The 23319-nt window shown below is 43.7% G+C and carries 20 protein-coding genes; 12 read left to right on the top strand and 8 right to left on the bottom strand.

Annotated elements, in window-relative coordinates:
* Positions 1-5: 5 nt before the first annotated feature.
* The 4 genes from NLZ44_RS20525 to NLZ44_RS20510 form a co-directional block, all read right to left on the bottom strand.
* Entirely contained in the window at positions 6-527 is a 522-nt protein-coding gene (locus NLZ44_RS20525) for a hypothetical protein (RefSeq protein WP_493750976.1), read from the bottom strand.
* The gene (locus NLZ44_RS20520; protein WP_493750975.1) at positions 520-1653 is read right to left on the bottom strand and encodes an ATP-binding protein; all 1134 of its coding nucleotides are present in this window, start codon (positions 1651-1653) and stop codon (positions 520-522) included. The genes NLZ44_RS20525 and NLZ44_RS20520 overlap by 8 nt, the downstream gene beginning before the upstream one ends.
* Before the next feature lie 184 nt (positions 1654-1837).
* The gene (locus tag NLZ44_RS20515) at positions 1838-2176 is read right to left on the bottom strand and encodes a hypothetical protein (protein WP_152088655.1); all 339 of its coding nucleotides are present in this window, start codon (positions 2174-2176) and stop codon (positions 1838-1840) included.
* A gap of 10 nt (positions 2177-2186) precedes the next feature.
* A complete protein-coding gene (locus tag NLZ44_RS20510; protein WP_493750974.1) occupies positions 2187-2921 on the bottom strand; it encodes a hypothetical protein in 735 nt (244 codons plus the stop codon).
* A 225-nt stretch (positions 2922-3146) separates the two neighbouring features.
* Between NLZ44_RS20510 and NLZ44_RS20505 the strand changes: the two genes are divergently transcribed.
* On the top strand, positions 3147-4526 hold the full coding sequence (locus tag NLZ44_RS20505; RefSeq protein ID WP_493750973.1) for a helix-turn-helix domain-containing protein: 1380 nt from the start codon (positions 3147-3149) through the stop codon (positions 4524-4526).
* Here NLZ44_RS20505 and NLZ44_RS20500 read toward each other — a convergent pair.
* From NLZ44_RS20500 to NLZ44_RS20485, 4 genes are all read right to left on the bottom strand, one after another.
* Entirely contained in the window at positions 4519-5406 is an 888-nt protein-coding gene (locus NLZ44_RS20500) for a mechanosensitive ion channel family protein (RefSeq protein ID WP_493750972.1), read from the bottom strand. The genes NLZ44_RS20505 and NLZ44_RS20500 overlap by 8 nt on opposite strands.
* A gap of 1107 nt (positions 5407-6513) precedes the next feature.
* Complete coding sequence (gene cysW / locus NLZ44_RS20495) at positions 6514-7380, bottom strand: sulfate ABC transporter permease subunit CysW (protein ID WP_006619894.1); 867 nt, start codon at positions 7378-7380, stop codon at positions 6514-6516.
* A 36-nt stretch (positions 7381-7416) separates the two neighbouring features.
* The gene (cysT, locus tag NLZ44_RS20490) at positions 7417-8268 is read right to left on the bottom strand and encodes a sulfate ABC transporter permease subunit CysT (protein WP_493750971.1); all 852 of its coding nucleotides are present in this window, start codon (positions 8266-8268) and stop codon (positions 7417-7419) included.
* A 79-nt stretch (positions 8269-8347) separates the two neighbouring features.
* Complete coding sequence (locus tag NLZ44_RS20485) at positions 8348-9409, bottom strand: sulfate ABC transporter substrate-binding protein (RefSeq protein WP_493753040.1); 1062 nt, start codon at positions 9407-9409, stop codon at positions 8348-8350.
* A 165-nt stretch (positions 9410-9574) separates the two neighbouring features.
* Between NLZ44_RS20485 and NLZ44_RS20480 the strand changes: the two genes are divergently transcribed.
* From NLZ44_RS20480 to NLZ44_RS20430, 11 genes are all read left to right on the top strand, one after another.
* Positions 9575-10369: a Crp/Fnr family transcriptional regulator gene (locus NLZ44_RS20480; RefSeq protein ID WP_111892120.1), complete on the top strand. Its 795-nt coding sequence runs from the start codon at positions 9575-9577 to the stop codon at positions 10367-10369.
* Between the two features lie 41 nt (positions 10370-10410).
* Positions 10411-11409, top strand: a complete 999-nt coding sequence (locus NLZ44_RS20475; RefSeq protein WP_006619898.1) for a sulfate/molybdate ABC transporter ATP-binding protein — start codon at positions 10411-10413, stop codon at positions 11407-11409.
* Entirely contained in the window at positions 11384-11800 is a 417-nt protein-coding gene (locus NLZ44_RS20470) for a YidH family protein (RefSeq protein ID WP_006619899.1), read from the top strand. Before NLZ44_RS20475 ends, NLZ44_RS20470 begins: the two co-directional genes overlap by 26 nt.
* 54 nt (positions 11801-11854) lie before the next feature.
* On the top strand, positions 11855-12460 hold the full coding sequence (locus tag NLZ44_RS20465; RefSeq protein ID WP_493750970.1) for a Crp/Fnr family transcriptional regulator: 606 nt from the start codon (positions 11855-11857) through the stop codon (positions 12458-12460).
* Between the two features lie 336 nt (positions 12461-12796).
* Entirely contained in the window at positions 12797-13774 is a 978-nt protein-coding gene (gene cysK / locus NLZ44_RS20460) for a cysteine synthase A (RefSeq protein WP_006619901.1), read from the top strand.
* Between the two features lie 50 nt (positions 13775-13824).
* Positions 13825-14379: a hypothetical protein gene (locus NLZ44_RS20455; RefSeq protein WP_493750969.1), complete on the top strand. Its 555-nt coding sequence runs from the start codon at positions 13825-13827 to the stop codon at positions 14377-14379.
* Positions 14277-14780: a serine O-acetyltransferase EpsC gene (epsC, locus tag NLZ44_RS20450; protein ID WP_493753039.1), complete on the top strand. Its 504-nt coding sequence runs from the start codon at positions 14277-14279 to the stop codon at positions 14778-14780. The genes NLZ44_RS20455 and epsC overlap by 103 nt, the downstream gene beginning before the upstream one ends.
* 208 nt (positions 14781-14988) lie before the next feature.
* On the top strand, positions 14989-15912 hold the full coding sequence (locus NLZ44_RS20445; RefSeq protein ID WP_493750968.1) for a family 2A encapsulin nanocompartment shell protein: 924 nt from the start codon (positions 14989-14991) through the stop codon (positions 15910-15912).
* Positions 15912-17789: a family 2A encapsulin nanocompartment cargo protein cysteine desulfurase gene (locus tag NLZ44_RS20440; protein WP_493750967.1), complete on the top strand. Its 1878-nt coding sequence runs from the start codon at positions 15912-15914 to the stop codon at positions 17787-17789. Before NLZ44_RS20445 ends, NLZ44_RS20440 begins: the two co-directional genes overlap by 1 nt.
* A gap of 121 nt (positions 17790-17910) precedes the next feature.
* Positions 17911-20064: an FAD/NAD(P)-binding protein gene (locus NLZ44_RS20435; RefSeq protein WP_493750966.1), complete on the top strand. Its 2154-nt coding sequence runs from the start codon at positions 17911-17913 to the stop codon at positions 20062-20064.
* Between the two features lie 431 nt (positions 20065-20495).
* The gene (locus tag NLZ44_RS20430; RefSeq protein WP_493750965.1) at positions 20496-23246 is read left to right on the top strand and encodes a bifunctional acetate--CoA ligase family protein/GNAT family N-acetyltransferase; all 2751 of its coding nucleotides are present in this window, start codon (positions 20496-20498) and stop codon (positions 23244-23246) included.
* Positions 23247-23319 lie beyond the last annotated feature (73 nt).

Here is a 23319-nt window from a genome sequence, read left to right as displayed (position 1 = left end):
AAAATCTACTTAGCTCTAAATTGAAAGTTTTTGGTATTTCCCAGAAAGTCACTGCCACAGTAGGTTCTAACTTTTCCTTTATAATTTCCACGATTGAAATACCTGTTGGGAATATATAAATTAAAATTAGTGTACACGCTGTATTGATATGTAGGACGAAAAGTTGCACTGGTTGACAACTGATTATCCCTGGTTTGATACCCTCGAATCGTGCTTCTTACCTTCCGCCCATTTTGATGATAGAAATAAGTAATAGCTCGACAATTACTATTTTTCAGGTGAGCCGTCTTAAAATCAATAACTATTCTCATGTTTCGACCAGACGACCTTCTGACATTATGGTAAACGTTTAGATTGGTTATTCTCACTCTAGGCTGACTTTCCCAAGCGTAAAAACCCAAAAAAGCCGTAATTGCAAAACCAACAATAACTGAAAAAATTAACCTATTTTTATCGGCTAATTTTGTCCGTTGATGTTTGGCAAACGCTGCGATGATTCTGCGGCTCAGTTCTTGTTCATCATTCATCGAAAACCTCATCCTTTTTTCGTGACAACTCTGCTTTAATTTTTTCTCCGATTTCCTTTTTTTGTTCAGGACTTAATTCTTGATTTTGGTCTTTGTTGGAAACATTAATCCGTGATTTTTTAATCGCTTCTATGGAGCCTAGGAAGTCCGGTAATTCAATTTGGTTTCTCCCCTGTCTAGCCACTCTCATTGCAGCATCAATCACCGCATTTTTGATATCGCGACCACATACATCATCAACTTTAGCCAGTTCTGCTACTGACACATTTTCTGCTTTTGGCATTTTGGCGGGAAGATGTTTCGCCCAGATTTTTTGACGACAAATTTCGTCAGGCATGGGAAAATTTACATGACGGACTCTGGTTTCAAAGGCTTTATCATAGTTTTGCACCAAATTAGTCGAAAAAATGACAACTCCCCGAAATCTTTCCAAGCAGATTAGTAACTGACTTCGCATTGAGTTAATGGCTTGTTCTGAGCCTTGATTAACGCTAGTGAGTCGTTTAGACAGTAAAGAATCAGCTTCATCGATAAACAGCAAGGCTTTTTCTCGCTCTGCTGCCATGAAAATTGCCTCAACATTTTTCGGCCCTTCCCCGTGATACATACTCTCAATTTGAGCGTAACTGGCGACCAAAATAGGGCGGTTGATTTTAGAGGCGATCGCGTGTGCCGCTAAAGTTTTACCCGTTCCTGGCTTCCCATGAAAATTGAGAGCAGTACGCGGAAAAGGTTCAATTTCTCGCAAACCCCAATCATCAAAAACTTTGGACTCTAACTCAATTAAGTCAACGGCCAAAAGTAGGTCATTTTCTACTTCTTTGGTGACCACTAATTGTTCAAAAGTAAATAAAGGCTGGGTGGGTTGATATTTTTTAGCCCGATCTTCAGGGGACAAATCATAGGGAGATTTATTTGCCGTTGGTTCGCTAGATCCGATAGATGGTTTTTGACCGTTTTTCTGGATTTCCAATTCAGTCCCCACAGTAATCTGAATATTCTCAAAACCAGTTTCATCTAATAGCTTGCTAACTGCATTCGTTAGTCTGCTTCGACAAAGAACAGCAACATCTTCAGGAATTTGGTCAGGGATCCCATATATAATCAGGGAAGGTACTTTTTTCATTAGCTAAACTAATTTACTAAAATCAGCAATGTTAAGCAAGCAAAGTAAACAGTTACCTATATTTTTTGAAATACAGATTATAAAAAATTGAAAAATCACAATATGACCCCATGCACAGTACACCTTATTTCGCGATTTTAAGAAAACAGATTGCGGAGATTAGATTCTATTTGAATGTTTGGGTTTAGTATAAATCCCAAACAGCAACTTCTTTTCTGCCGTAACTATGAGCTTGTTGTATTGTAGAATCAACAGCATCAGCCTCAATAACTCTAACGGCACCAAGTTCGTTGGTTTGTTTGTTAAAACCTGCTTGCACAATATTGTAGTCTCCATTGGATAATTTTTTTGCTATAGTAACAGCTATTTCGCCTGAATTAGAGCGATTACGAAAAGCGACGTACTTGCTAAACCAACTGATCACTTGATCCAGCGTTAGAAGAATAAACGTAACGGTTACATAAGTTGTTGCTGAAACTATTGCCCATACAGCAGCCCAAGTTAAAACGCTTACAGGGTCCATGTTGATCTCCTTACAATACAAGAATTAAATCTTTGTCACCAAAATAGTCGTGCAACTCTTCATCTAATTTCCTGGCGACCAATTGGCGACCATAGGGTTTACCGAATGAGTCACAAACTAAGTCATTATTTTCGTCCAAAAACATTTGGATGATATGATAGCCTTGGGGGTGAGGTTTACGCATGATAGCTCCTTTGTTGACTCTAGGATCGCTGGGTCGATCGCTTACAAAATACTTAATAGCATCCTCATAGGTAATCAAGGGGATAACTTCCGGTATTTTAATAAGATCGCGCCACCAGTCGTTAAATTTTGAAAACGCACTTAAATCCAGTTGATATTCGGGTGCGCTTTTGCCTTTAAGTTTGACGAAAAATAAATTCCTATTGCCGAAATTTTTTGCTAATTCTCGGTCTAACTGTTTGGTCACTAATTGGCGGCCATAGGGCGTTCCATCTGGGCGACAGATAAGCTGATTATTTCGATCTAAAAAGACCTGTGCTATCAGTTCACCTTCTGAGTGATACTCTCGGATAATAAGTCCTTGCTTGACTCTATAATCAGCGGGTATATCACTATTGAAATAGCTGATAACCTCTTGGAAAGTTATGATGGTTTGAACCTCTGGCAGTCCCAAAAGGCGAGGAGACAATTTCTTGAACTGAGTAAGTATTCGTTCTTCCTCTTGGTGACTGATGGTTTCATCTTTCCCAGAGGAATCTTGACAAAGCCAGTTAAAAATCATCGCATGGGTTTTCCTTTGTATCAAAAAGATTAACAATGTATAACTAACCGTATATCACTATCTTGACACAAAAAATATGAATTAACAATAATAAATCTGGTTAATTTAGTATAAAAAAATAATTGAGGCTCAGGTGCAACTTTTGTGCAAAAAGTCTAATTTAGTTCACAAAAGGAGAAAATAGTGTACTATGGTATAATTTGATAACAGTACCCCCGTTGACCTATGGACGTTCAAGAAGTCTTACAATGGACCGATCGCCTGGTGTTCTCGAAAACAGGTAAACATCTTGACTCCCTCCAGAAAGCCGTTTTAGAAGGAACTTGGGAACGAAAAAAATACCCGGAAATTGCTAGAACTTGCAATCGCAGTCACGAACGCATCAAGCAAGTGGCAAGGGAGTTATGGCAATTGATATCGGCTGAGTTGGGAGAAGATGTCAGACAGTCTAACTTTAGGGCGACAATGGAACAGATGAAGTTCTCTAACATCTCAAATTTTGGTTCTGACTATGTACAAATTGTGGGCGATATCAATATCTGTAGCGGATTATACAACCACCCCCCCAACACCCAAAACCGATCGCAACCTGCCGCCACCACCGAATATCAACGCCACCACGACCTCAGCGAAGCCCCAGAAATACATCCCCTCTACAGCAGAACCCACGAACTCGATACCCTCAAACAATGGATACTCGCCGAACATCATCGCATCATCGCCATTACCGGGCTGTCTGGTATCGGTAAAACCAGCCTCGCTAGACAACTCGTGGAAGACATCAAAGAAAACTTCGATCGCATTATATGGCGATCGCATCGAAAATACCCCAACCTCAACGCACTTAAAAGCGACTTACTTCAGTTTATCGACACCACTACACCTAGCCATAATTCCATCTTAGATTACTTGCGATCGCATCGTTGTTTAATCATCCTCGACGACTTCCAAGAAACCCTCACCCCCGGCGAATTTGTCGGAACTTACCGCCCAGAATATGACCGTTATGGTCAATTCATTTACGAAATAGGGCGATCGCCTCATCAAAGTTGTTTCCTTGTCCTCAGTTGGGAACAGCCTACCGAAATTGCCACCATGGAAACCGAAAACCGCCACGGAAAAACCCTGTATTTACAAGGTTTCTCAGCATCTGCAACCGAAATTTTAGCGACCCACAACCTCCAAGATACAGAACACTGGATAGAACTAATCCAGCTTTATGGCGGTAACCCCTTATGGTTAAATATAATAGCAGCCACTATTTTCGATTTATTTAACGGTAGCGTCTCCCAATTCCTATCTTATCCTAGCTTCTTTTTGGGAGATATTGAACCTATATTAAACCAACATTATCTCCGATTATCGTCACCCGAAAAATTAGTTATGCTGGGCTTGGCTAATCAAAACGGTATCACTGAAATTGCCGATAAACTAGCAGAAAATCTGTCCGAATCTGACTATTTAAAAGCCGTACAATCTCTGAAAAGACGCAGTTTAATTGAAACTAAAATCGAAAATTATGTCTCGGTTTTGACACTGACACCCCCGATTAAAGAATATTTTAAAACCGTGGGGGTCAGCACTGCGAGTTTTACCCTCAATTAGTCTGAGAATTAGCCGCCGCTGGGTAATGGTCGTTATAGCTTTCCTGATTAAAGAAATATAACGTGCGGATAGGATAGGGGATATTAATATCAGCCTCATCACAAGCCTGTTTAAGATCTATCATAACCTGCGTTGTCACCCGTCGTACCTGTTTCCGTTCCGGGAAAGTCCAATAGCGAACCATGAGGTCAATAGAACTGTCTCCAAAACCCACTACATCGACTTCTACTTCTGGTTCTGACAAGACACCCTCGACGGTTTTGGTGGCGTTTAATAGGGTTTCTACAGCCATTGGTAAGGGGGTATTATAGTCTACTCCAATGGCTAAATCAGTGCGACGATGACTTTCGGCTGTCTTGACCTGTACGGGACTGGTAAACAGTATCGAATTAGGAATTACCACCCTTTCCCCGTGATAGGTTAGCATTTGGGTAGACCGAATGGAAATATTTTCGATAGTCCCTTCGTAATCCTCTACAACTATCTGATCACCAATTTGGAAAGGTTCTTGTAACAGTAATAAAATCCCGGCTAAGAAATTTTTAAATATATCCTGAAAGGCAAAACCAATGGCTACGGAACTAAGTCCTAATAAACCGATAATATCCCCTAGGCGGAGGTCAGGGAAAGCAATTACACAGGCGATAATTACTCCTCCCGCCCAAGTCAATACATAACCTGTGTGAATCAGCAGAACTTGTAAAGATGTACTGCGGACAAATCTCGGTGCTGTGGAGTTTAAGAATTGTCTAACAAAATTGGCGGCGAACCGAGTTATTAACAATACGATTATGGCAAGAATTAAGGCTGGGATTACTTGGATAGCTGAACCTACTAAACTTAATAGGCTAGACTGAATTTCTTGGACTAAGGCATTCATAAAGATTGAGTAGTAATAGGATTTATCCCGATTTTGAACAGGGGAATAATTGCTGTTAGCTGGATATGTGAGCCAATAGCTAAAAACCTATAATATCATAACCCTTGGGGTGGGATTGTGGCTTCTACCCGCAGATAGATACAGCAGCCAGGAATGAATGCGGCAATTATCCAATGTAATTAATAATTAATAATTAATAATTGTCGGGGTGGGTTCCTGTAGGGGCGGGTTCCTGTAGGGGCGGGTTCTGGAGTTAATTAGACTTAGCACCAGTCAACCTGATAAACCCGCCCCCGAAACCAAGGGACCCCTGGAGTTAATTAGACTTAGCACCAGTGAACCTGATAAACCCGCCCCCGAAACCAGTGAGGTGGGTTCCTGTAGGGGCGGGTTCTGGAGTTAATTAGACTTAGCACCAGTCAACCTGATAAACCCGCCCCCGAAACCAAGGGACCCCTGGAGTTAATTAGACTTAGCACCAGTCAACCTGATAAACCCGCCCCCGAAACCAAGGGACCCCTGAAGTTAATTAGACTTAGCACCAGTCAACCTGATAAACCCGCCCCCGAAACCAGTGAGGTGGGTTCCTGTAGGGGCGGGTTCTGGAGTTAATTAGACTTAGCACCAGTGAACCTGATAAACCCGCCCCCGAAACCAGTGAGGTGGGTTCCTGTAGGGGCGGGTTCTGGAGTTAATTAGACTTAGCACCAGTCAACCTGATAAACCCGCCCCCGAAACCAAGGGACTCCTGAAGTTAATTAGACTTGTCACCAGTCAACCTGATAAACCCGCCCCCGAAACCAAAGGACCCCTGAAGTTAATTAGACTTAGTACCAGTCAACGTCATAAACCCGCCCCCGAAACCAAAGGACCCCTGAAGTTAATTAGACTTAGCACCAGTGAACCTGATAAACCCGCCCCCGAAACCAAGGGACTCCTGAAGTTAATTAGACTGGTCACCAACCTGGGGTGGTGTGGTTTGATTATATTATAGGTAGGACTAGCTTCTGGTGGATAGATTGAGGTGAAAAGATACGCTTCTGACTCTAATTGAGAAGGGTTTTGACAGTTTTTGAAGTGAAAAAAACGATCGCACCTAGAATTTCCTCACTTGGTCTTTTTCGCCTCCAACAGTTTTTTGAATACCAAAGTTACAAAGGACAAACTTCCCAAAACTACGGCGGCAGAATAGGATGCAGTAGTCTGATATTGAACGTGCATTTCCTCGACAAATAGGGGCAAAGTCTGAGTTTTGCCGATAATATTTCCCGAAACTACGGCCACCGCGCCAAACTCTCCCATAGACCTGGCATTAGTGAGAAGAATGCCATATAATAAACTCCAGCGAATAGAAGGTAAAGTCACCCGCCAGAAGGTTTGCCAATCATTGGCTCCCATAGTTTTAGCGGCTTCTTCTTGTTCTGTGCCAATTTCTTCTAAGGCTGGGAGAACTTCCCGCGCGACAAAAGGCATACAGACAAAAGCGCTGGCTAAAACCATACCGGGGAAGGCAAATAATATTCTGATATTAGCAGACTGTAAGGCTGCACCAAACCAACCCTGTCGTCCGTAGAGTAATACTAGCATTAATCCGACTACTACGGGGGAAATGGAAAAGGGGAGGTCTATGATACTTAATAATAGTGTTCTTCCGGGGAATTGATGACGAGCGATCGCCAAAGCGGTCACAATTCCAAATATCACACTAACTGGTACTACAATAGCATCAATCATGACGCTTAATTTGGCAGCGTGCAGAAATTCCGGTGAGGTCACAGCACGGGCAAAACCACTCCAGCCGTTTCTAAATGCACCGACAAAAATATTAGCAGCAGGTACAAATAAGACTAACCCGACAAACAGAATGACAGCGAGGACTAAAGCCACCTCAAAATTGCTCACCTGGGTTTGAGAGTTTTGGGCGGGTTGGATTAATTTTTTGGGATGCAAATATCCGATATTTTGGGGTTTCATATATCATCCTTATTAAAAAAATAGTTGCCCGCAAGTTTACGGTCTTTGGTTAATGCGATTACCCCAACTTTGCAGACAGTTGATGATTAATAAGGAGGCTAAAGAAACCAGTAACATAACGGTACCAATAACGGCAGCCCCGGCATAGTCAAACTGTTCGAGACGTTGGAAAATCAGCACGGGAGCAATCAAATCTTGAAAAGGGATATTACCAGCAATAATAACAATGGAACCATACTCTCCGACAGCGCGAGAAAATCCCAAAGCGACCCCGGTTAAAATAGCCGGCATTAAAGGAGGTAATATAACTCGGCGAAAGGTTTGCCAACGGGAAGCACCCATGCACCAAGCGACTTCTTCGAGTTCGGGTTCCAATTCCTGAAGCACGGGTTGGACAGTTCGCACGACAAAAGGAAGAGAAATAAACACCATAGCTAAACCGACCCCTAGACGGGTAAAAGCAATTTTAATACCCAGGGGAGCTAATAAACTTCCTATCCATCCATTTTCAGCGTATACGGTAGCAAGGGTGAGTCCCGCAACGGCTGTGGGTAGGGCAAAAGGTAAATCTATGGCACCATCAATTATTTCCTTTCCGGGGAAACGATAGCGCACTAAAACCCAGGCGACTGCGACTCCGGCTATACCATTAATAGAGGAGGCATAAATAGCAGTAAAAAAGGTAACTCGGTAGGCAGATAAAGCGACGGGATGGGTAGTAATTCGCCATATTTCTGCCCAAGTAAGATTGGCGGTAAATGAAATTAGGGCAAGAATGGGCAGTAACAGCATGATGCTGAGATAACCACCTATTCCCCACCAATACCAGGGAATTTTTGGTAAAAACCGGGTGAATGATGATAGAGATATTGATAAGGTTGTGAGCATGATGGTTGCGCCAATTAAAGGAAGTTGGAGAACAATTAAAATGGCTGGGCAACCTGATTACAAGCTGTGAGAATTTGAACTAGCGACCGATTTGGGCTTGGATTTCATCGAACATAGCACCGTCAGCAAAAAATTGGTTTTGGACGGCATCCCATCCCCCCAAGTCTTCTACTGTAAATAGATTGGTGATAGGAATAAAGCGATCGCTAAATTCCGCCTCAATTGTGGGGTCTACGGGACGAAAACCAGCCTCAGCAAATGCTCTTTGGGCTTGGGGAGTATATAGAAACTGCACAAAGGCTTCCGCCACTTCGCGGGTTCCGCGTCTGTCTACAGTGGCATCAACAACGGCAATGGGATTATCAATAGAAATATTAGTCTGGGGAATTACATAGGGCAAAGTTTGACCTTGCTGTTGAGCCAGTAGCACTTCATTTTCATAGTTAATTAAGGCATCCCCTTGTCCTTGTCGATAGAAAACTTCGGTAGCTTCCCGGGCATTTCTTGGTAATACGGGAACGTTTCTAAAAACCTGTTGCACAAAGTCGAGGGCTTGGGCTTCGGTTTGACCGGTTTCGGTTTTGGCTCCCCACAGGACAAGGAAATTCCAACGAGCCCCCCCGGAGGTTTTGGGGTTGGCGGTGACAGTTTGAACATCATCGCGGGCTAGGTCCTGCCAGTCTTGGATATTTTGGGGGTTCCCAGGTCGGGTAATAATGGCCGCGACGGAACGGTGAACGATCGCATTATTGGGCGCTTCATTTTCCCATCCCGGTTCAATTAGTCCTGCTTCCTGAATGGCTTGGGTATCCAGGGCTAAGGCGAGGGCTACGATATCAGCCTCTAAACCATCAATGACGGCTCTAGCTTGGGAACCGGAACCGCCATAGCTTTGGCGAATACGGACATCTTGACCATGTTGGGCTTTCCACTCCTCGGCGAATTGGGGAATGATTTGTTCGTAGGCGGCTTGGGTGACGGCGTAGGAGACTAGGGTCAGATCTACGGAATCTCGGGCTGTATCCCCTGTTGTGCCACAGGCAGCAATCACCCCACTGGCGCTAATTCCCACGATAAACAGGGAAAGGCGCTGTGGCCAAGGCTTGGAATTGAGATATCGGCTGGGGAAGTTGGCTTTCATGGCTACATCCTTAATCTGAGAGATGGGAGCCTGATTGGGCTTTGATTGCAATCGTAGCACATTTTAATTATATGTCAAGTGTAACTGAAATATAAATGTTTTGCGATACGCTTGCAAAATAAATACAGGTGGTGTATTATAAAAGTGGAGAACAATTAAGTGGCAATGGCCAAGCCAGCAGAACCAGGGGCAATCCAGGAGATTGCGGAGGAACTAAGTCAAAACAACTATCTGTTTCGGGGTTTGGATGCGACTGAACTGTCGGAGGTACTCTCCACGGGAGAAGTCACACCCCAAAAGCTGTACTCGGGTCGTTCGGTGTATACGGCCTTCCGTCCTGATACGTCGATCGCATCCCTTTATGTGGTCAGCAGTGGTGGTCCGGTAATCCTGCGGAGTTCACCTTTAGACCGAATCATTGCTATCACCTATCCGGGTAGTTGTTTTGGAATGCGAAATCTGGCTTTAGGCTATGGGCGAGTGTCGCGGTCTTTTCCGAGTTTGGTGGAGGCTTACAAAACCACTGATGCGATCGAGATTGACCTAGACATTATTAAAACCCTCCACGCTGAGAATGAGATATTCCGCGATCGCTACGATTATTTATTTGAACTGCGGGAAAAATTCCAATATCACCTACTTAACTGTAGTACCCATCCCCCCCAAGCGGTGGCTGCATTATTAAGGGGACTCATCTACCAAGAGCGATCGCTTTTGAATCAACCCCAAGCCGATGATATTTATGTTTTTGACCTACCCATTGATATCATCGCCCACGCCGCCCAACTTAACCACCGCACCGTTGAACAGGTCTTAAAAGGAATGCGTAAACAAGGGCTTTTACTACCCCCTCAAAATGACGATTCCTCTAACGACACCATCCGGGTTTGTGACCCCGAAGGACTCAAAGAAATCTACAGCGCCACCCGTGACAAGGTATCTTGGTGGCCTCTGCGTTAAGGTCAAATTATCAACTGTCAATTATTAACGGAATTTTAGCCATGACTATTCAAGTAGAAAACCTGGTAAAATGCTTTGGCAATTTTGTAGCTTTAGACAACATCAATTTAACAGTTAAAACCGGGTCGCTGGTGGCTCTATTGGGGCCGTCTGGTTCCGGTAAATCTACTTTACTTAGAGCGATCGCTGGATTGGAAAAGCCAGACTATGGGCGGATTTATTTAGAAAATGGTGATGTAACTAATGCCCAGGTTCAAGATAGACAAGTGGGGTTTGTGTTTCAACATTATGCCCTATTTAAACACATGACCGTGCGCCAAAATATCGCTTTTCCGATGGAAATTGCCCGCCGTCCTAAGTCTTATATTCGCCAGCGAGTTGCCCAATTATTAGATTTAATTAAATTAGAAGGATTAGGCGATCGCTATCCCGTGCAACTATCCGGCGGACAGCGCCAGCGCATAGCCCTCGCCCGCGCTTTAGCAGTCGAACCCAAAGTGTTATTATTAGATGAACCCTTTGGCGCTTTAGATGCCAATGTGCGGCAAGATTTAAGGTCTTGGTTGCGCCGCCTCCATGATGAAGTTCATGTCACCACCTTAATTGTCACCCATGACCGCGAAGAAGCCATGGAAATTGCCGACGAAATTGTAGTCATGAATAAGGGTATGATTGAACAGGTCGGCACTCCCCAAGAGATTTACGATCGCCCTTCAACTCCCTTTGTCATGGGTTTCATTGGTCCCGTTAATATGCTCCCGGAAAACAGTCTTAATAGTCCTTCTCCTGTGTTTATCCGCCCTCACGATATCCGCATTAGTAATATAGCTAATCATAAAACTATCCCCGCAGTAATTCAACGGATAGTCTATAAAGGATGGGATGTACAGGTAGCCTTATCTTTAAGGGATGGCACTCAGATTAATGCTCAATTAACCCGGGATGAATGGGATATTCTAGGTGTGGATATCCAGAAAAAAGTCTACATTTTCTCAGATAAAGTTGTTGCCTTTGATGAAGCACTTCAAGCTGTTAGTTAGTCGTCAATCAACTCATCATTCTCAGGAGATAAAAAGCCCGGTCTTAAATTCTTCTCGAGTCCGGGATCATCTCGCCAATGAGCGCACCTATCTAGCTTGGGTGCGAACCTCTCTAGGATTAGTCGGCATTGGACTTCTGATAGCTCGTCTATGTTATCTTCTCCCAGATATTTCTGCTAAAAATAATCAGATTTTGTTCCTGAGTTTAGGGTCCTTATGTTTAGGAATATTAACTATCGTGATGTCTACACATCAATACTTTTTAGTACGACAAAAAATTGATGGTCAAACCTATGAACCAACCGGAGGGTGGATTGTGGTTTTCAGCTCCGCTTTATTGGTACTAGCGATAATCCTAGTTTATGGAATCTTAAATATCACTGATATTTAGGATTAATCTCAATAGCCCAGAATTATTTTCATGATCTCTTGATAGACCATCAACATGAGCGATTTAACACACCGAATTAGCCAACAAGAAATCAGCCAAATTCCACAAAATGCTGCTAGTAGGTCTTTTAATCGGCGAGATTTTATACCTGAAGAAAGTCAGTTTTTTTGGTTAATTAAAAAAGGAGTTGTCCGAAGTATAGCTTATACAGAAGACAATACAGTTGTCTGCACCGGAATTTGGTTAGTTGATGATATTGTGGGTAAACCTTTATCGCGAACTTCACCCTATATTATAGAAGCATTAACCCCAGTTAAAGTGATAGCAATTCCCACAAGTTCTTGGCAACCTTCCTCTGAATTAATTTTCAACTACTGGCAAAATACCGAGACTTTACTGATGGCTCGTGCCAATCACAGCGCTTGGTTTATTTTGCTGAATGTTCTCAACTGGTTATCTCAGCGTTTTGGTAATCGTACCAGTGAGGGATATTTAATTGATGTGAGGTTGACACATCAAGATTTAGCCGAATTATGCGGATTGACTCGAGTCACAATTACTCGTTTACTCAAACAATTTGAATCGGAAGGATTAATTTATAGAAATTCTAGTAGAATTATCCTCAACGATGAGTACAGCACTTGGTACTATCAAATTTGATGGGTATAACCTCAAGTTGGGTTGAAGATTTGATCTAAGCACTGTATTTCAAGAAGAAGAGTTTTTGATACTACCTCCCCTCCCAATTCTCGGAGAGGGAGATTTTTTCCTGAGCAGAAGTTGACTCCCCTCAGCAGCGAGTAGCTGAAACCCTTTGATAGCAAAGAATCTAGTAGTTACACAAGCGATCGCTCGCAAAATTTAAAAAAATTCAAAAATGTATTGCAAATGTTTTGAAATTCATGTATATTAGATTTACAGATTGACAAGCAAGTTGTCGCCCTATTAGACCGGGCACAACATCAGTCCCGAAATATATAACTAGGAGTATTGAATATGGTGAAATGGTTTTTAGATAACAGTCTCGCCATCGGTAGGACTCCCCTAGTCCGTTTAAATCGCGTAGTTGGTGATAGTAGCGCGACTGTTCTGGCTAAAATTGAAGGTCGTAATCCAGCCTATTCGGTTAAATGCCGTATTGGTGCGGCGATGATTTGGGATGCAGAACAACGAGGCTTATTAGGATCCGGTAAAGAAATAGTTGAACCCACCAGTGGTAATACAGGAATTGCCTTAGCCTTTGTCGCTGCTGCCAAAGGCATTCCCCTCACCTTAACCATGCCTGAAACGATGAGTTTGGAACGACGGAAATTGCTGCGGGCTTATGGAGCAAATCTAATTTTAACCGAAGGCTCAAAAGGCATGGTGGGCGCAGTAGCAAAAGCTGAGGAAATTGCAGCTTCTAATCCCGATCGCTATGTTTTATTGCAACAGTTTCGTAACCCAGCAAATCCCCGGATCCATGAGCAGACCACTGGGCCAGAAATCTGGGAAGAAACCGAAGGAGCGATCGATATTCTGGTTTCAGGAGTCGGTACAGGCGGAACAATTACTGGAATATCCCGATATATTAAACACACTCAAGGTAAAGCCATATTATCAGTGGCAGTAGAACCGGAAGCCAGCCCAGTTATATCCCAAACCATTGCCGGAGATCCAGTAAAATCAGGCCCCCATAAAATCCAGGGCATTGGTGCAGGCTTTGTCCCAGAAGTGCTGGATTTATCAATAGTTGATGCCGTAGAAACTGTCACCAATGAAGAAGCAATTTTCTACGCTCAACGGTTAGCTAAAGAAGAAGGAATTTTATCAGGTATTTCCTGCGGAGGAGCGACAGCAGTGGCAGTCAGACTAGCCCATAGACCAGAAAATAAGGACAAAACTATTGTGGTTATTTTGCCAGACTCTGGTGAACGTTATCTCAGTTCTATTCTTTTCCAAGGAGTATTTAACGAGCAAGGTTTAGCCGTTTAATTGTGCCTTAGATATCCCAATATTTTCCCGGTATTAGCTGATAATAAACCATGACCAATGATAGCTATATTGCCCTAACTTATAGCCCCGTTAGCAAAACCCCATGGGATATTGAGTCTGTGATTACAGCTTTATCCCAGCCTCGCAAGCAGGCTTTTAGGAGTTGTTCACAAGAGCGAAATTATGTTCCATTGCCATCCCGTAAAATCTTATTTAAGATGGTGGATAAACTTAGGGGAGCCTTATTTCCTTTCCACTTTGGCAATCCCGATCTCCGAGAAACTTCTACCCATTATTTTATAGGTCATACCCTTAATGAATCTCTGCAATTACTCGAACATCAAATCCAACGAGAGCAGTCGTTGATTGCTTCAGAAAATCAGGTAGAAGAATCTAAAATTCGGGAAAAAGCTAGGTCAATAGTGCAGGCTTTTGCCGAACAACTACCTGAAATAAAAAACCTGCTAGAAAGTGATGTTTGTGCCGCTTATGATGGTGATCCATCCGCCAAAAATTTAGACTGCTGTTTTGCTATCCTGGTATTACGGCAATTACCTACCATCGAATTGCCCATGCGCTTTATCGTCTTGACTCACCTTTATTAGCTCGAATAATTGCTGAAATTGGTCATTCAGAAACTGGAATAGATATTCATCCTGGGGCTACTATTGGTAATCGTTTCTTTATCGATCACGGTACAGGAGTAGTAATTGGTGAAACCACTGTAATTGGCGATCGCGTCAGGATTTATCAAGCCGTTACCTTGGGGGCAAAAAGTTTTCCTCGCGACGAATCTGGCAATTTAATCAAAGGCAATCCCCGTCATCCAATTATCGAAGACGATGTAGTCATTTATTCCGGGGCAACAATTCTCGGCCGAGTCACTATAGGTCAAGGATCAACCATAGGCGGCAATGTTTGGCTAACCCGTAGTGTACCAGCCGGAGCTTTTGTCTCCCAAGCTCAAGTACGGGAGGAAATTTTTGATGCAGGGGCAGGCATTTAACTTGCCTCTCTAATTCCCAGCCAGATCATATAGCTATAAAGAGGAAATTAAATATCCCCGCCTATCAACCCTCTGTTCAATCACTGCCAAACTTCGCTAAATCTTCCGGTTCTTATTTAGACCCGAAATAAGTTGAAATTAAATGGTTTGTTCGTGATTTGAGCGAGAGATTTAACCTCATTCATTTATTAAATCGGAGTTACCATTGATGACTACCAGCACTAGCTCTGAACTGCAATTAGCTGTTAATGATGTCTCAGCCCGTCAGTTGGCTAATGCCACCAAAACAGTTCCTCAATTAGACACAATTAGTCCCCGTTGGTTTGTGCGTCTGCTGCACTGGACACCGGTTGAAGCCGGGATCTATCGTCTTAACAAGGTCAAAAATCCTTCTCAAGTGGAAGTGGCTTGCTCAGAACGAGATGAGCGAGAGTTGCCCGAAACCTTTGTGGATTATCAGGAACAGCCTCGAGAATACTTTCTCAGCGCTGTTAATACGGTTATCGATGTTCATACTCGTGTCTCTGACCTTTATAGCAGTCCCCACGATCAGATCCATGAACAGTTGCGCTTGACGATTGAAATTTTGAAAGAACGTCAAGAAAATGAACTGATTAATAATGCTGAATACGGGTTGCTCAATAACATTATTGACAGTCAAAAAGTACAGCCCCGAGGTCTGGCCCCTACTCCAGACGATCTTGATGAGTTATTGGTGAAAGTTTGGAAAGAACCCGCCTTTTTCCTGGCTCATCCTAAAGCGATCGCTGCCTTTGGTCGGGAAGCTACCCGCCGTGGCGTTCCCCCCGCTACCGTTTCTTTATTTGGTTCTCAATTCATCACCTGGCGCGGAGTGCCCTTAATTCCTTCCGATAAAGTCGCGGTAAATAATGAGGGCAAAACCAATATTTTACTGCTGCGGGTCGGCGAAAGTCGTCAAGGAGTGGTTGGCTTGTATCAACCGAATTTGCCCGGTCAGCAAGGACCCGGACTGTCCGTGCGCTTTATGGGAATTAGCCGCAAAGCGATCGCCTCTTATCTCGTCTCCCTGTACTGCTCTTTAGCCGTCCTGACCGACGATGCGGCTGCCGTTCTTCAGAACGTTGATGTCAACCAGTACCACACCTACTAATGACTACCCCCAATCTTTACCCGGAAAATTCCCTGACAGAAGGGCAGGCGAAACCCAACCCTAGTCCCTCTGTCACTGATTTGGGGGGAGATGGCATCAACCCCTTATTTAAAGCGGACACTTTTGAGCAACTGGCGAATGCTTTTATTCAAGAAGTGAAGCGCAGCGGCATTGATGTGCCATTGCCCGACTCCCTAAATATCCCTCAATCGGCTCAGGATGTTAGTGGTCCGGGCTCCAATATTCATCAACAAAATCTCGATGGGAAATTACCGTCAGTATCCACACCTCACTTATCTGTTGGGGAGCCGCAATTCTATTTTAGCGATCCCGGTGTCGATCGCCCCGACTCCCCCCATTCCGTAGAGGAAGTACGCGCTGCTGCATCCCATATTCCCAAAAAAATTCCCCAGGCGATCGCAACTCCCGCAACTCCTACAGTTCCGGATCTATCCTTAGCATCGGTTCCCACACCATCTATCCCAACTGTCACCCCCAACTTCTATTTTTTAGAACATTTAAGTCAAGGGGTAGAAAGACAAAAACCAGATCAGAGCATCCCTAAAACTGTTGAGGATTATTCCCCACAGAATTACAGGCAAAATTCACCGATTGACCCATTTTTTGTGCCTCTGGCGGCGGTGACAAAACATGATATTTTCGATGTCGAAACTATCCGCCGTGATTTTCCCATTTTTCAGGAAAAAGTCAACGGTAAACCCCTGATCTGGTTTGATAATGCCGCAACCACTCAAAAACCTCAAGCCGTCATCGATCGCCTAGTTCATTATTACTCCCATGAAAACTCCAACGTTCACCGCGCCGCCCATGAATTAGCAGCCCGGTCAACAGATGCCTACGAAGCCGCCAGAGAGACAGTTCGTCATTTTATCAATGCCTCCTCCGTCAACGAAATCATCTTTGTACGAGGAACCACAGAAGCCATAAACTTAGTGGCGAAAAGTTGGGGAGAACAAAACATCAAAGCCGGGGATGAGATTGTTCTAAGTCATTTAGAACACCATGCTAATATTGTGCCTTGGCAACAGTTAGCAACTCGGACCGGAGCCAAGTTGCGTATTGCACCCGTAGACGATCGCGGACAAATTTTGTTGGAAGAGTACCAACAACTGCTCAATCCTCGCACAAAATTGGTAGCTTTTTCCCAAGTTTCTAATGCTTTGGGAACCATTACCCCGGCGGCAAAAATGATTGCCCAGGCTCATCAAGTGGGTGCCAAAGTGTTATTAGATGGCGCTCAGTCCGTCTCTCATATTCCCATTGATGTGCAACAACTCGGTTGCGACTGGTTTGTTTTTTCCGGTCATAAAATCTTTGGACCCACTGGCATTGGCGTTGTTTATGGTCACGAAGACCTATTAAACGCCAGTCCCCCCTGGCAGGGTGGCGGCAACATGATTGTTGATGTCACTTTCGAGCGCACTGTTTATCAAAATAGTCCAGCCCGATTTGAAGCGGGGACGGGGAATATTGCTGATGCAGTGGGATTAGCCACAGCCCTTGATTATGTTCAACAGATTGGTTTACCAAATATTGCCCGTTATGAGCATGAATTGCTCGAATATGCGACCACGGGTTTAAATACTATTCCTGGTCTGCATTTAATTGGTACTGCCCCAGAAAAAGCTGCTGTCCTTTCCTTTGTTTTGGATGGTTTCTCAGCCGAAGTTGTAGGACAAGCACTCAACCAAGAAGGCATCGCTGTGCGTGCGGGTCATCATTGCGCCCAACCTATTTTGCGACGGTTTGGTTTAGAGGTAACTGTGCGTCCGTCCTTGGCTTTTTATAATACTAAATCCGAGGTAGATGCTCTGGTTCATGCTTTGGAACGAATCCGACAAAAGGAATTAGGCTAATTAGCAAAGATTCCAGGTTTCTTCATTGGTCAATTTTTTTGATAGAAACCTGGTTTCTTTTTTCCGTTTTTTTTGAGGCTGGTTAAATCAGAAAATAATTTGCTTTAAACTGGGGGTTCGTATGATTTCAGATGCTTCTCTTACCGTGGCTATTGTCGGCGCAGGATTTAGTGGGACAATGGTGGCTGTCCACCTGTTAAAAAATACTCATAGACCTCTGATAATAAAGCTCATAGATTGTAACGATATTGGCAAAGGAGTTGCTTATAAGACTACAACTAATAGCCATCTACTCAATGTTCCGGCAGGAAAAATGAGTGCTTTTCCTGATGACTCCAGTCATCTCCTCCGTTGGCTCAATTTTAATTATCATACCCTAAAAACTTGGCTGCCCAATGAACCAGATCCGAGTCTTTTTATTCCTCGTCTAGTTTATGGACTATATATTCAGTCGGTTTTACAAGAAGCCGAAGCCACCGCCTCAAGTTATGTCAAACTCGAACGGATTATTGATGAAGTTGTCGGGATACAGCCTCAAAATAGGGGAGCAATTGTTTACCTCAAAAATCAAGATAATTTTGCCGCTGATAAAATAGTTTTAGCTCTCGGTAATGGAGCCACTCCTCCTCCTCTTTCTTTAGGTAAGTTACAGGGTAATTCCAATATTCACCCATCCTATATACGCAATGCTTGGTCAAAGGATGCGTTAACTGGGCTAGAGGTGGATGATTCTGTATTATTGATTGGTACAGGATTAACAATGGTGGATATGGTGATGTCTCTATGCGATCGCCATCACCAAGGTAAAATTTATGCTGTTTCCCGTCATGGTTTATTGCCTTTGTCTCATCAGCCTAGCCAACCCTACCCGAATTTTTTAACTAAAAATACCGCGCCCAAAACGATTAGGGGTTTATTAAAGTCTATTCGTGCGGAGATTAAAACAGCCACGGAATTGGGTTATAATTGGCAGTCTGTCATTGATTCGCTTCGTCCGGTGACTCAAGAATTGTGGCAAGAATTATCAGCCGTTGAACAAAAAAGATTTCTGCGTCATGTCAACCGTTACTGGGATATTCATCGCCATCGTTTGGCTTCAGAAATTGGCGAAATTATGGAAAGTTTAATTATTGCTAAAAAACTCATTATTAAATTTGGAAGAATTGGCAATTATACACAAACAGATAGTGGAATATTGGTAGATATTTATAAAGGCAATTTTCATGTAAGCATACAAGTTAAAAAGTTGATTAATTGCACGGGAATACAAGTAGATTATCGAAACTCAAAACAGTCTTTAATTGCTGATTTAAGAAACCAAGGATTAATCTGTCCTAACCCTTTGGGTTTGGGACTATATACTTTACCTAATGGGGTGATATTAGATGCCCAAGGTCAAGGTTCTAGTTTACTTTATACCCTTGGACCTCCCCGGAAAGGTGATCTATGGGAAACTACAGCTATCAAAGAAATCCGGGAACAAGCCCAATTATTAGCAACAACTATATTAAATGATCTACCTTTATGGGTGCGTCCTGTAGCGCCTTTATCTACATCTAATCATAACCATAGCAGTGAATTAAATTTATTATTTCGTCAGTTATTTGATCAACAGTCAAGCACTTATACTTATTTAATTGCTGATCTGGAGACTAAACAAGCAGTTTTAGTAGATACAGTGTTGGCAAAAATAGACCGTGATTTACAATTAATAAATGATTGGAGATTGAATCTTTGTTACTGTTTAGAAACTCATCTGCATGCTGACCATATTACTGGTGCTGGTCAATTGAGAAAGCTAACAGGTTGTCAAGTTTTAGTTCCTAAAAATGACCGAATTAAAGGTGCAGATGGACAGTTAGATGATGGTGATATTGTCAATTTGGGAAGTGTAAATATTCAGGCGATCGCTACTCCTGGTCATACTAATAGTCATCTAGCTTATTTAATTAACCATCGTTATTTGTTAACGGGAGATGCCTTATTGATTCGTGGTTGTGGACGCACTGACCTACAATCAGGAGATGCCGGAACTCTTTATGATACTGTGACACGAAAGTTATTTACCCTATCGGATGATATTTTGGTTTATCCTGCCCATGATTATAAGGGTCGCACGGTTTCTACCATTGGCGAAGAAAAAATGTGCAATCCTCGATTAAGTCAACGCAGTAGAGAAGAATTTATTACCTTAATGGAACACCTTGATCTAAGTTATCCGAGTCAAATGGCAGAGGCGATCGCTGCCAACGAATGGTGTGGCGATCGACCTTAAAATCACTCGATTATATCGCTAGATCACCTATCTATAATCATAGCAAATACTGGCATATTGCCGCAAATTTAATCAAGAGCAATACAACTTCAAAAGCGATCGCCTTTCTGGGTCCCTATCCCAGAGGGGAGACCGCTGTTGTGAGGGAGGACAGCGTTGTGAGTAGGGAATTTATAGTTCGTTATTTAAATTAAACTTAACCGACAATTAACCCCCAAATGATAAAAAATTGAGCAGCCACTCAAAAACCGAGGTCAAGCACCCTTGATAAATCAGCCCCAGGTATCTGAACAATCCCAAAGTAGTGAAAGTTACCAAACTCAGGAAAAAATCAATACCTCTAGCCCAATAGAGTGAATGGGAACTATAATAGTAACATATACTCACCAACCAACCAGAGCAAAACTCCCATCAACAGAGAGGCATGGTTTATGCAAGCCACCAGATCAAGAACCACCGATCCAGCCCATGACGTTTTACGCTACGACCACCAACCCCTCAAAGCCATATTTTCACCCCAAACAGTAGCCGTCATAGGTGCCACCGAAAAACCCAACAGTGTAGGGCGAACCTTGCTGTGGAACCTAATTCGTAACCCCTTCGGTGGTACAGTATTTCCTATCAACCCCAAACGTAGCAATGTTTTAGGAATCAAAGCCTATCCCAGTATAGGGGAAGTCCCAGAGACAGTAGATTTAGCAATTATTATCACCCCTGCGCCCACAGTCCCCGATATAGTGCGGCAATGCGTGGAAGCCGGAGTCAAAGGCGCAATCATTCTCTCGGCTGGGTTTAAAGAAATCGGACCCAAGGGGGTCGAATTAGAACAACAAATCCTGGAATATGCCCGCCAAAGCACGATGCGGATTATTGGTCCTAACTGTTTAGGACTAATGAACCCCCTCACCGGACTAAATGCCACTTTTGCCAGTGCCATGGCTATTCCCGGTAGTGTAGGCTTTATCAGTCAAAGTGGGGCTTTGTGTACCTCCATTTTAGACTGGAGTTTTCAGGAAAATGTCGGCTTTAGTGCTTTCGTCTCCATCGGATCAATGTTAGATGTGGGATGGGGAGATCTAATTTACTACCTGGGTAATGACCCCAACACCAAAAGCATTGTCATCTATATGGAGTCCATAGGAGATGCACGGTCATTCCTATCAGCAGCGCGGGAAGTAGCCCTAACTAAACCCATTATTGTCATTAAAGCCGGACGCACAGAAGCCGCAGCCAAAGCCGCAGCCTCCCATACGGGGGCCTTGGCGGGGAGTGATGATGTCCTTGATGCCGCTTTTCGGCGCTGTGGAGTTTTGCGGGTCTATCATATCGCCCATTTATTCTCCCTGTCGGAATTGCTGGGAAAACAACCACGCCCGAAAGGTCCCCGCCTCACTATTTTAACTAATGCAGGGGGACCGGGAGTGCTAACCACGGATACTTTACTGATTGAAGGGGGAACCCTAGCACAACTATCCTCTGAAACTACTAAGGCCCTTAACCAGGTTTTACCGCCCCAATGGAGTCACAGCAACCCGATTGATATTCTGGGGGATGCAGACCCGGAACGTTACGCGAAAGCCTTTGAAATAGCGGTGAAAGACCCTAATGGGGATGGGTTGTTAGTGATTTTGACTCCCCAAGCTATGACTGACCCCACTCAAACGGCGGAACAGTTGAAGTTTTTGGCAATGCAGGATCACAAAAAACCGATTTTGGCTAGTTGGATGGGTGGCGCAGAAGTGGCGGCAGGGGCTAAGATTCTTAATCAAGCCAATATCGCCACTTTCTCTTATCCTGATACGGCGGTGCGGATGTTTAACTATATGTGGCGCTATACCTACAATTTGCGTGGCTTGTATGAAACACCGACTTTCGCAGCTTCTGAGGATAATTTATCGACACTGGAAACGGCTAAACATCTGATTGATAAGGTTCATAGCCAAGGACGAAGTTTGCTAACTGAGTTTGAGTCTAAGGAACTTCTAGCACTTTATGGCATCCCTGTGGTTGATACTCGCATGGCTTCCAGGGTTGAGGAGGCTTTGGCGGCGGCGGAAGCTATTGGCTATCCGGTAGCCCTCAAATTGTTGTCGGAAACTATTACCCACAAAACTGATGTGGGTGGGGTTAAACTCAATTTGACTAGCGCTGAAGAAGTACAGGCGGCTTATGAGGCGATCGCTTCTTCGGTAGCGGAAAAGGTCGGACCTGAACATTTCCAAGGTGTCACGGTTCAGGAAATGCTTAAATTAGATGGCTATGAATTAATTATTGGCAGTAGCCTTGACCCTCAATTCGGACCAGTGTTGCTATTTGGTACGGGTGGGCAACTGGTGGAAGTATTTAAGGACCGTATCCTGGCTTTACCGCCCCTTAACACCACTTTGGCGCGGCGGATGATGGAACAGACCAAAATCTATAAAGCCCTGTTAGGAGTGCGGGGAAGGCCTCCTGTCGATATGGATGCCCTTGAACAGCTTATGGTCAGGTTTTCCCATATAGTGGTCGAACAACCCTGGATTAAGGAAATTGATATTAACCCTCTGGTAGCTTCGGAAGACCGACTGGTGGCCCTTGATGCGCGGGTGGTACTTCATGACCCAGACACCCCAGAAGACCAATTATCTAAGCCGGCTATCCGACCCTATCCTCAGCAATATGTCACCTATTGGGTTTCTCAGAAGGAAATCCCTATTACTATCCGTCCTATCCGTCCTGAAGATGAACCCATGGCGGTTAAATTCCATGAAAGTCTTTCGGAGGAAAGCGTTTATTTGCGCTATGCTCATCTGATCAAACTTAGTTCCCGGACAGGTCATGAACTTATGTCCCGACTCTGTTTTATCGATTACGATCGCGAAATGGCTCTGGTAGCAGAATACACCAATCCCGAAACCCACGAACGACAAATCATCGGCTTGGGACGACTTAGCAAGGTGTATGGTAGCAATGAGGCGGAATTTTCCCTATTGGTGGCTGATTCTTTCCAACGTCAAGGGGTAGGGACGCAGTTGCTTCAACAACTCCTATATATTGGTCGCCAGGAAAAACTCACTTCCATTATGGCAGAAATCCTCACTGATAACCGGGTGATGCAGCATATCTGCGAAAAAATCGGATTTACCCTTAACCGGGTAATTGGGGAACCCATGGTCAGGGCGGAAATTCAACTTTCCGATTAGCATTTGTTTGTTATTGTTTCTTTAGTGCTGGGGTAGCGATCGCGATCGCTACCCCTACCATTGTACAGGGGGA

The organism is Arthrospira sp. PCC 9901, from assembly GCF_059013425.1.
This window is presented reverse-complemented; position numbering and strand designations above follow the sequence as displayed.

What these genes read in the sequence shown, in the direction of transcription:
- NLZ44_RS20525 (WP_493750976.1), bottom strand. Translation starts at nt 527, where the DNA reads ATGAATGATGAACAAGAACTGAGCCGCAGAATCATCGCAGCGTTTGCC.
- NLZ44_RS20520 (WP_493750975.1), bottom strand. Translation starts at nt 1,653, where the DNA reads ATGAAAAAAGTACCTTCCCTGATTATATATGGGATCCCTGACCAAATT.
- NLZ44_RS20515 (WP_152088655.1), bottom strand. Translation starts at nt 2,176, where the DNA reads ATGGACCCTGTAAGCGTTTTAACTTGGGCTGCTGTATGGGCAATAGTT.
- NLZ44_RS20510 (WP_493750974.1), bottom strand. Translation starts at nt 2,921, where the DNA reads ATGATTTTTAACTGGCTTTGTCAAGATTCCTCTGGGAAAGATGAAACC.
- NLZ44_RS20505 (WP_493750973.1), top strand. Translation starts at nt 3,147, where the DNA reads ATGGACGTTCAAGAAGTCTTACAATGGACCGATCGCCTGGTGTTCTCG.
- NLZ44_RS20500 (WP_493750972.1), bottom strand. Translation starts at nt 5,406, where the DNA reads ATGAATGCCTTAGTCCAAGAAATTCAGTCTAGCCTATTAAGTTTAGTA.
- cysW (WP_006619894.1), bottom strand. Translation starts at nt 7,380, where the DNA reads ATGAAACCCCAAAATATCGGATATTTGCATCCCAAAAAATTAATCCAA.
- cysT (WP_493750971.1), bottom strand. Translation starts at nt 8,268, where the DNA reads ATGCTCACAACCTTATCAATATCTCTATCATCATTCACCCGGTTTTTA.
- NLZ44_RS20485 (WP_493753040.1), bottom strand. Translation starts at nt 9,409, where the DNA reads ATGAAAGCCAACTTCCCCAGCCGATATCTCAATTCCAAGCCTTGGCCA.
- NLZ44_RS20480 (WP_111892120.1), top strand. Translation starts at nt 9,575, where the DNA reads ATGGCCAAGCCAGCAGAACCAGGGGCAATCCAGGAGATTGCGGAGGAA.
- NLZ44_RS20475 (WP_006619898.1), top strand. Translation starts at nt 10,411, where the DNA reads ATGACTATTCAAGTAGAAAACCTGGTAAAATGCTTTGGCAATTTTGTA.
- NLZ44_RS20470 (WP_006619899.1), top strand. Translation starts at nt 11,384, where the DNA reads ATGAAGCACTTCAAGCTGTTAGTTAGTCGTCAATCAACTCATCATTCT.
- NLZ44_RS20465 (WP_493750970.1), top strand. Translation starts at nt 11,855, where the DNA reads ATGAGCGATTTAACACACCGAATTAGCCAACAAGAAATCAGCCAAATT.
- cysK (WP_006619901.1), top strand. Translation starts at nt 12,797, where the DNA reads ATGGTGAAATGGTTTTTAGATAACAGTCTCGCCATCGGTAGGACTCCC.
- NLZ44_RS20455 (WP_493750969.1), top strand. Translation starts at nt 13,825, where the DNA reads ATGACCAATGATAGCTATATTGCCCTAACTTATAGCCCCGTTAGCAAA.
- NLZ44_RS20445 (WP_493750968.1), top strand. Translation starts at nt 14,989, where the DNA reads ATGACTACCAGCACTAGCTCTGAACTGCAATTAGCTGTTAATGATGTC.
- NLZ44_RS20440 (WP_493750967.1), top strand. Translation starts at nt 15,912, where the DNA reads ATGACTACCCCCAATCTTTACCCGGAAAATTCCCTGACAGAAGGGCAG.
- NLZ44_RS20435 (WP_493750966.1), top strand. Translation starts at nt 17,911, where the DNA reads ATGATTTCAGATGCTTCTCTTACCGTGGCTATTGTCGGCGCAGGATTT.
- NLZ44_RS20430 (WP_493750965.1), top strand. Translation starts at nt 20,496, where the DNA reads ATGCAAGCCACCAGATCAAGAACCACCGATCCAGCCCATGACGTTTTA.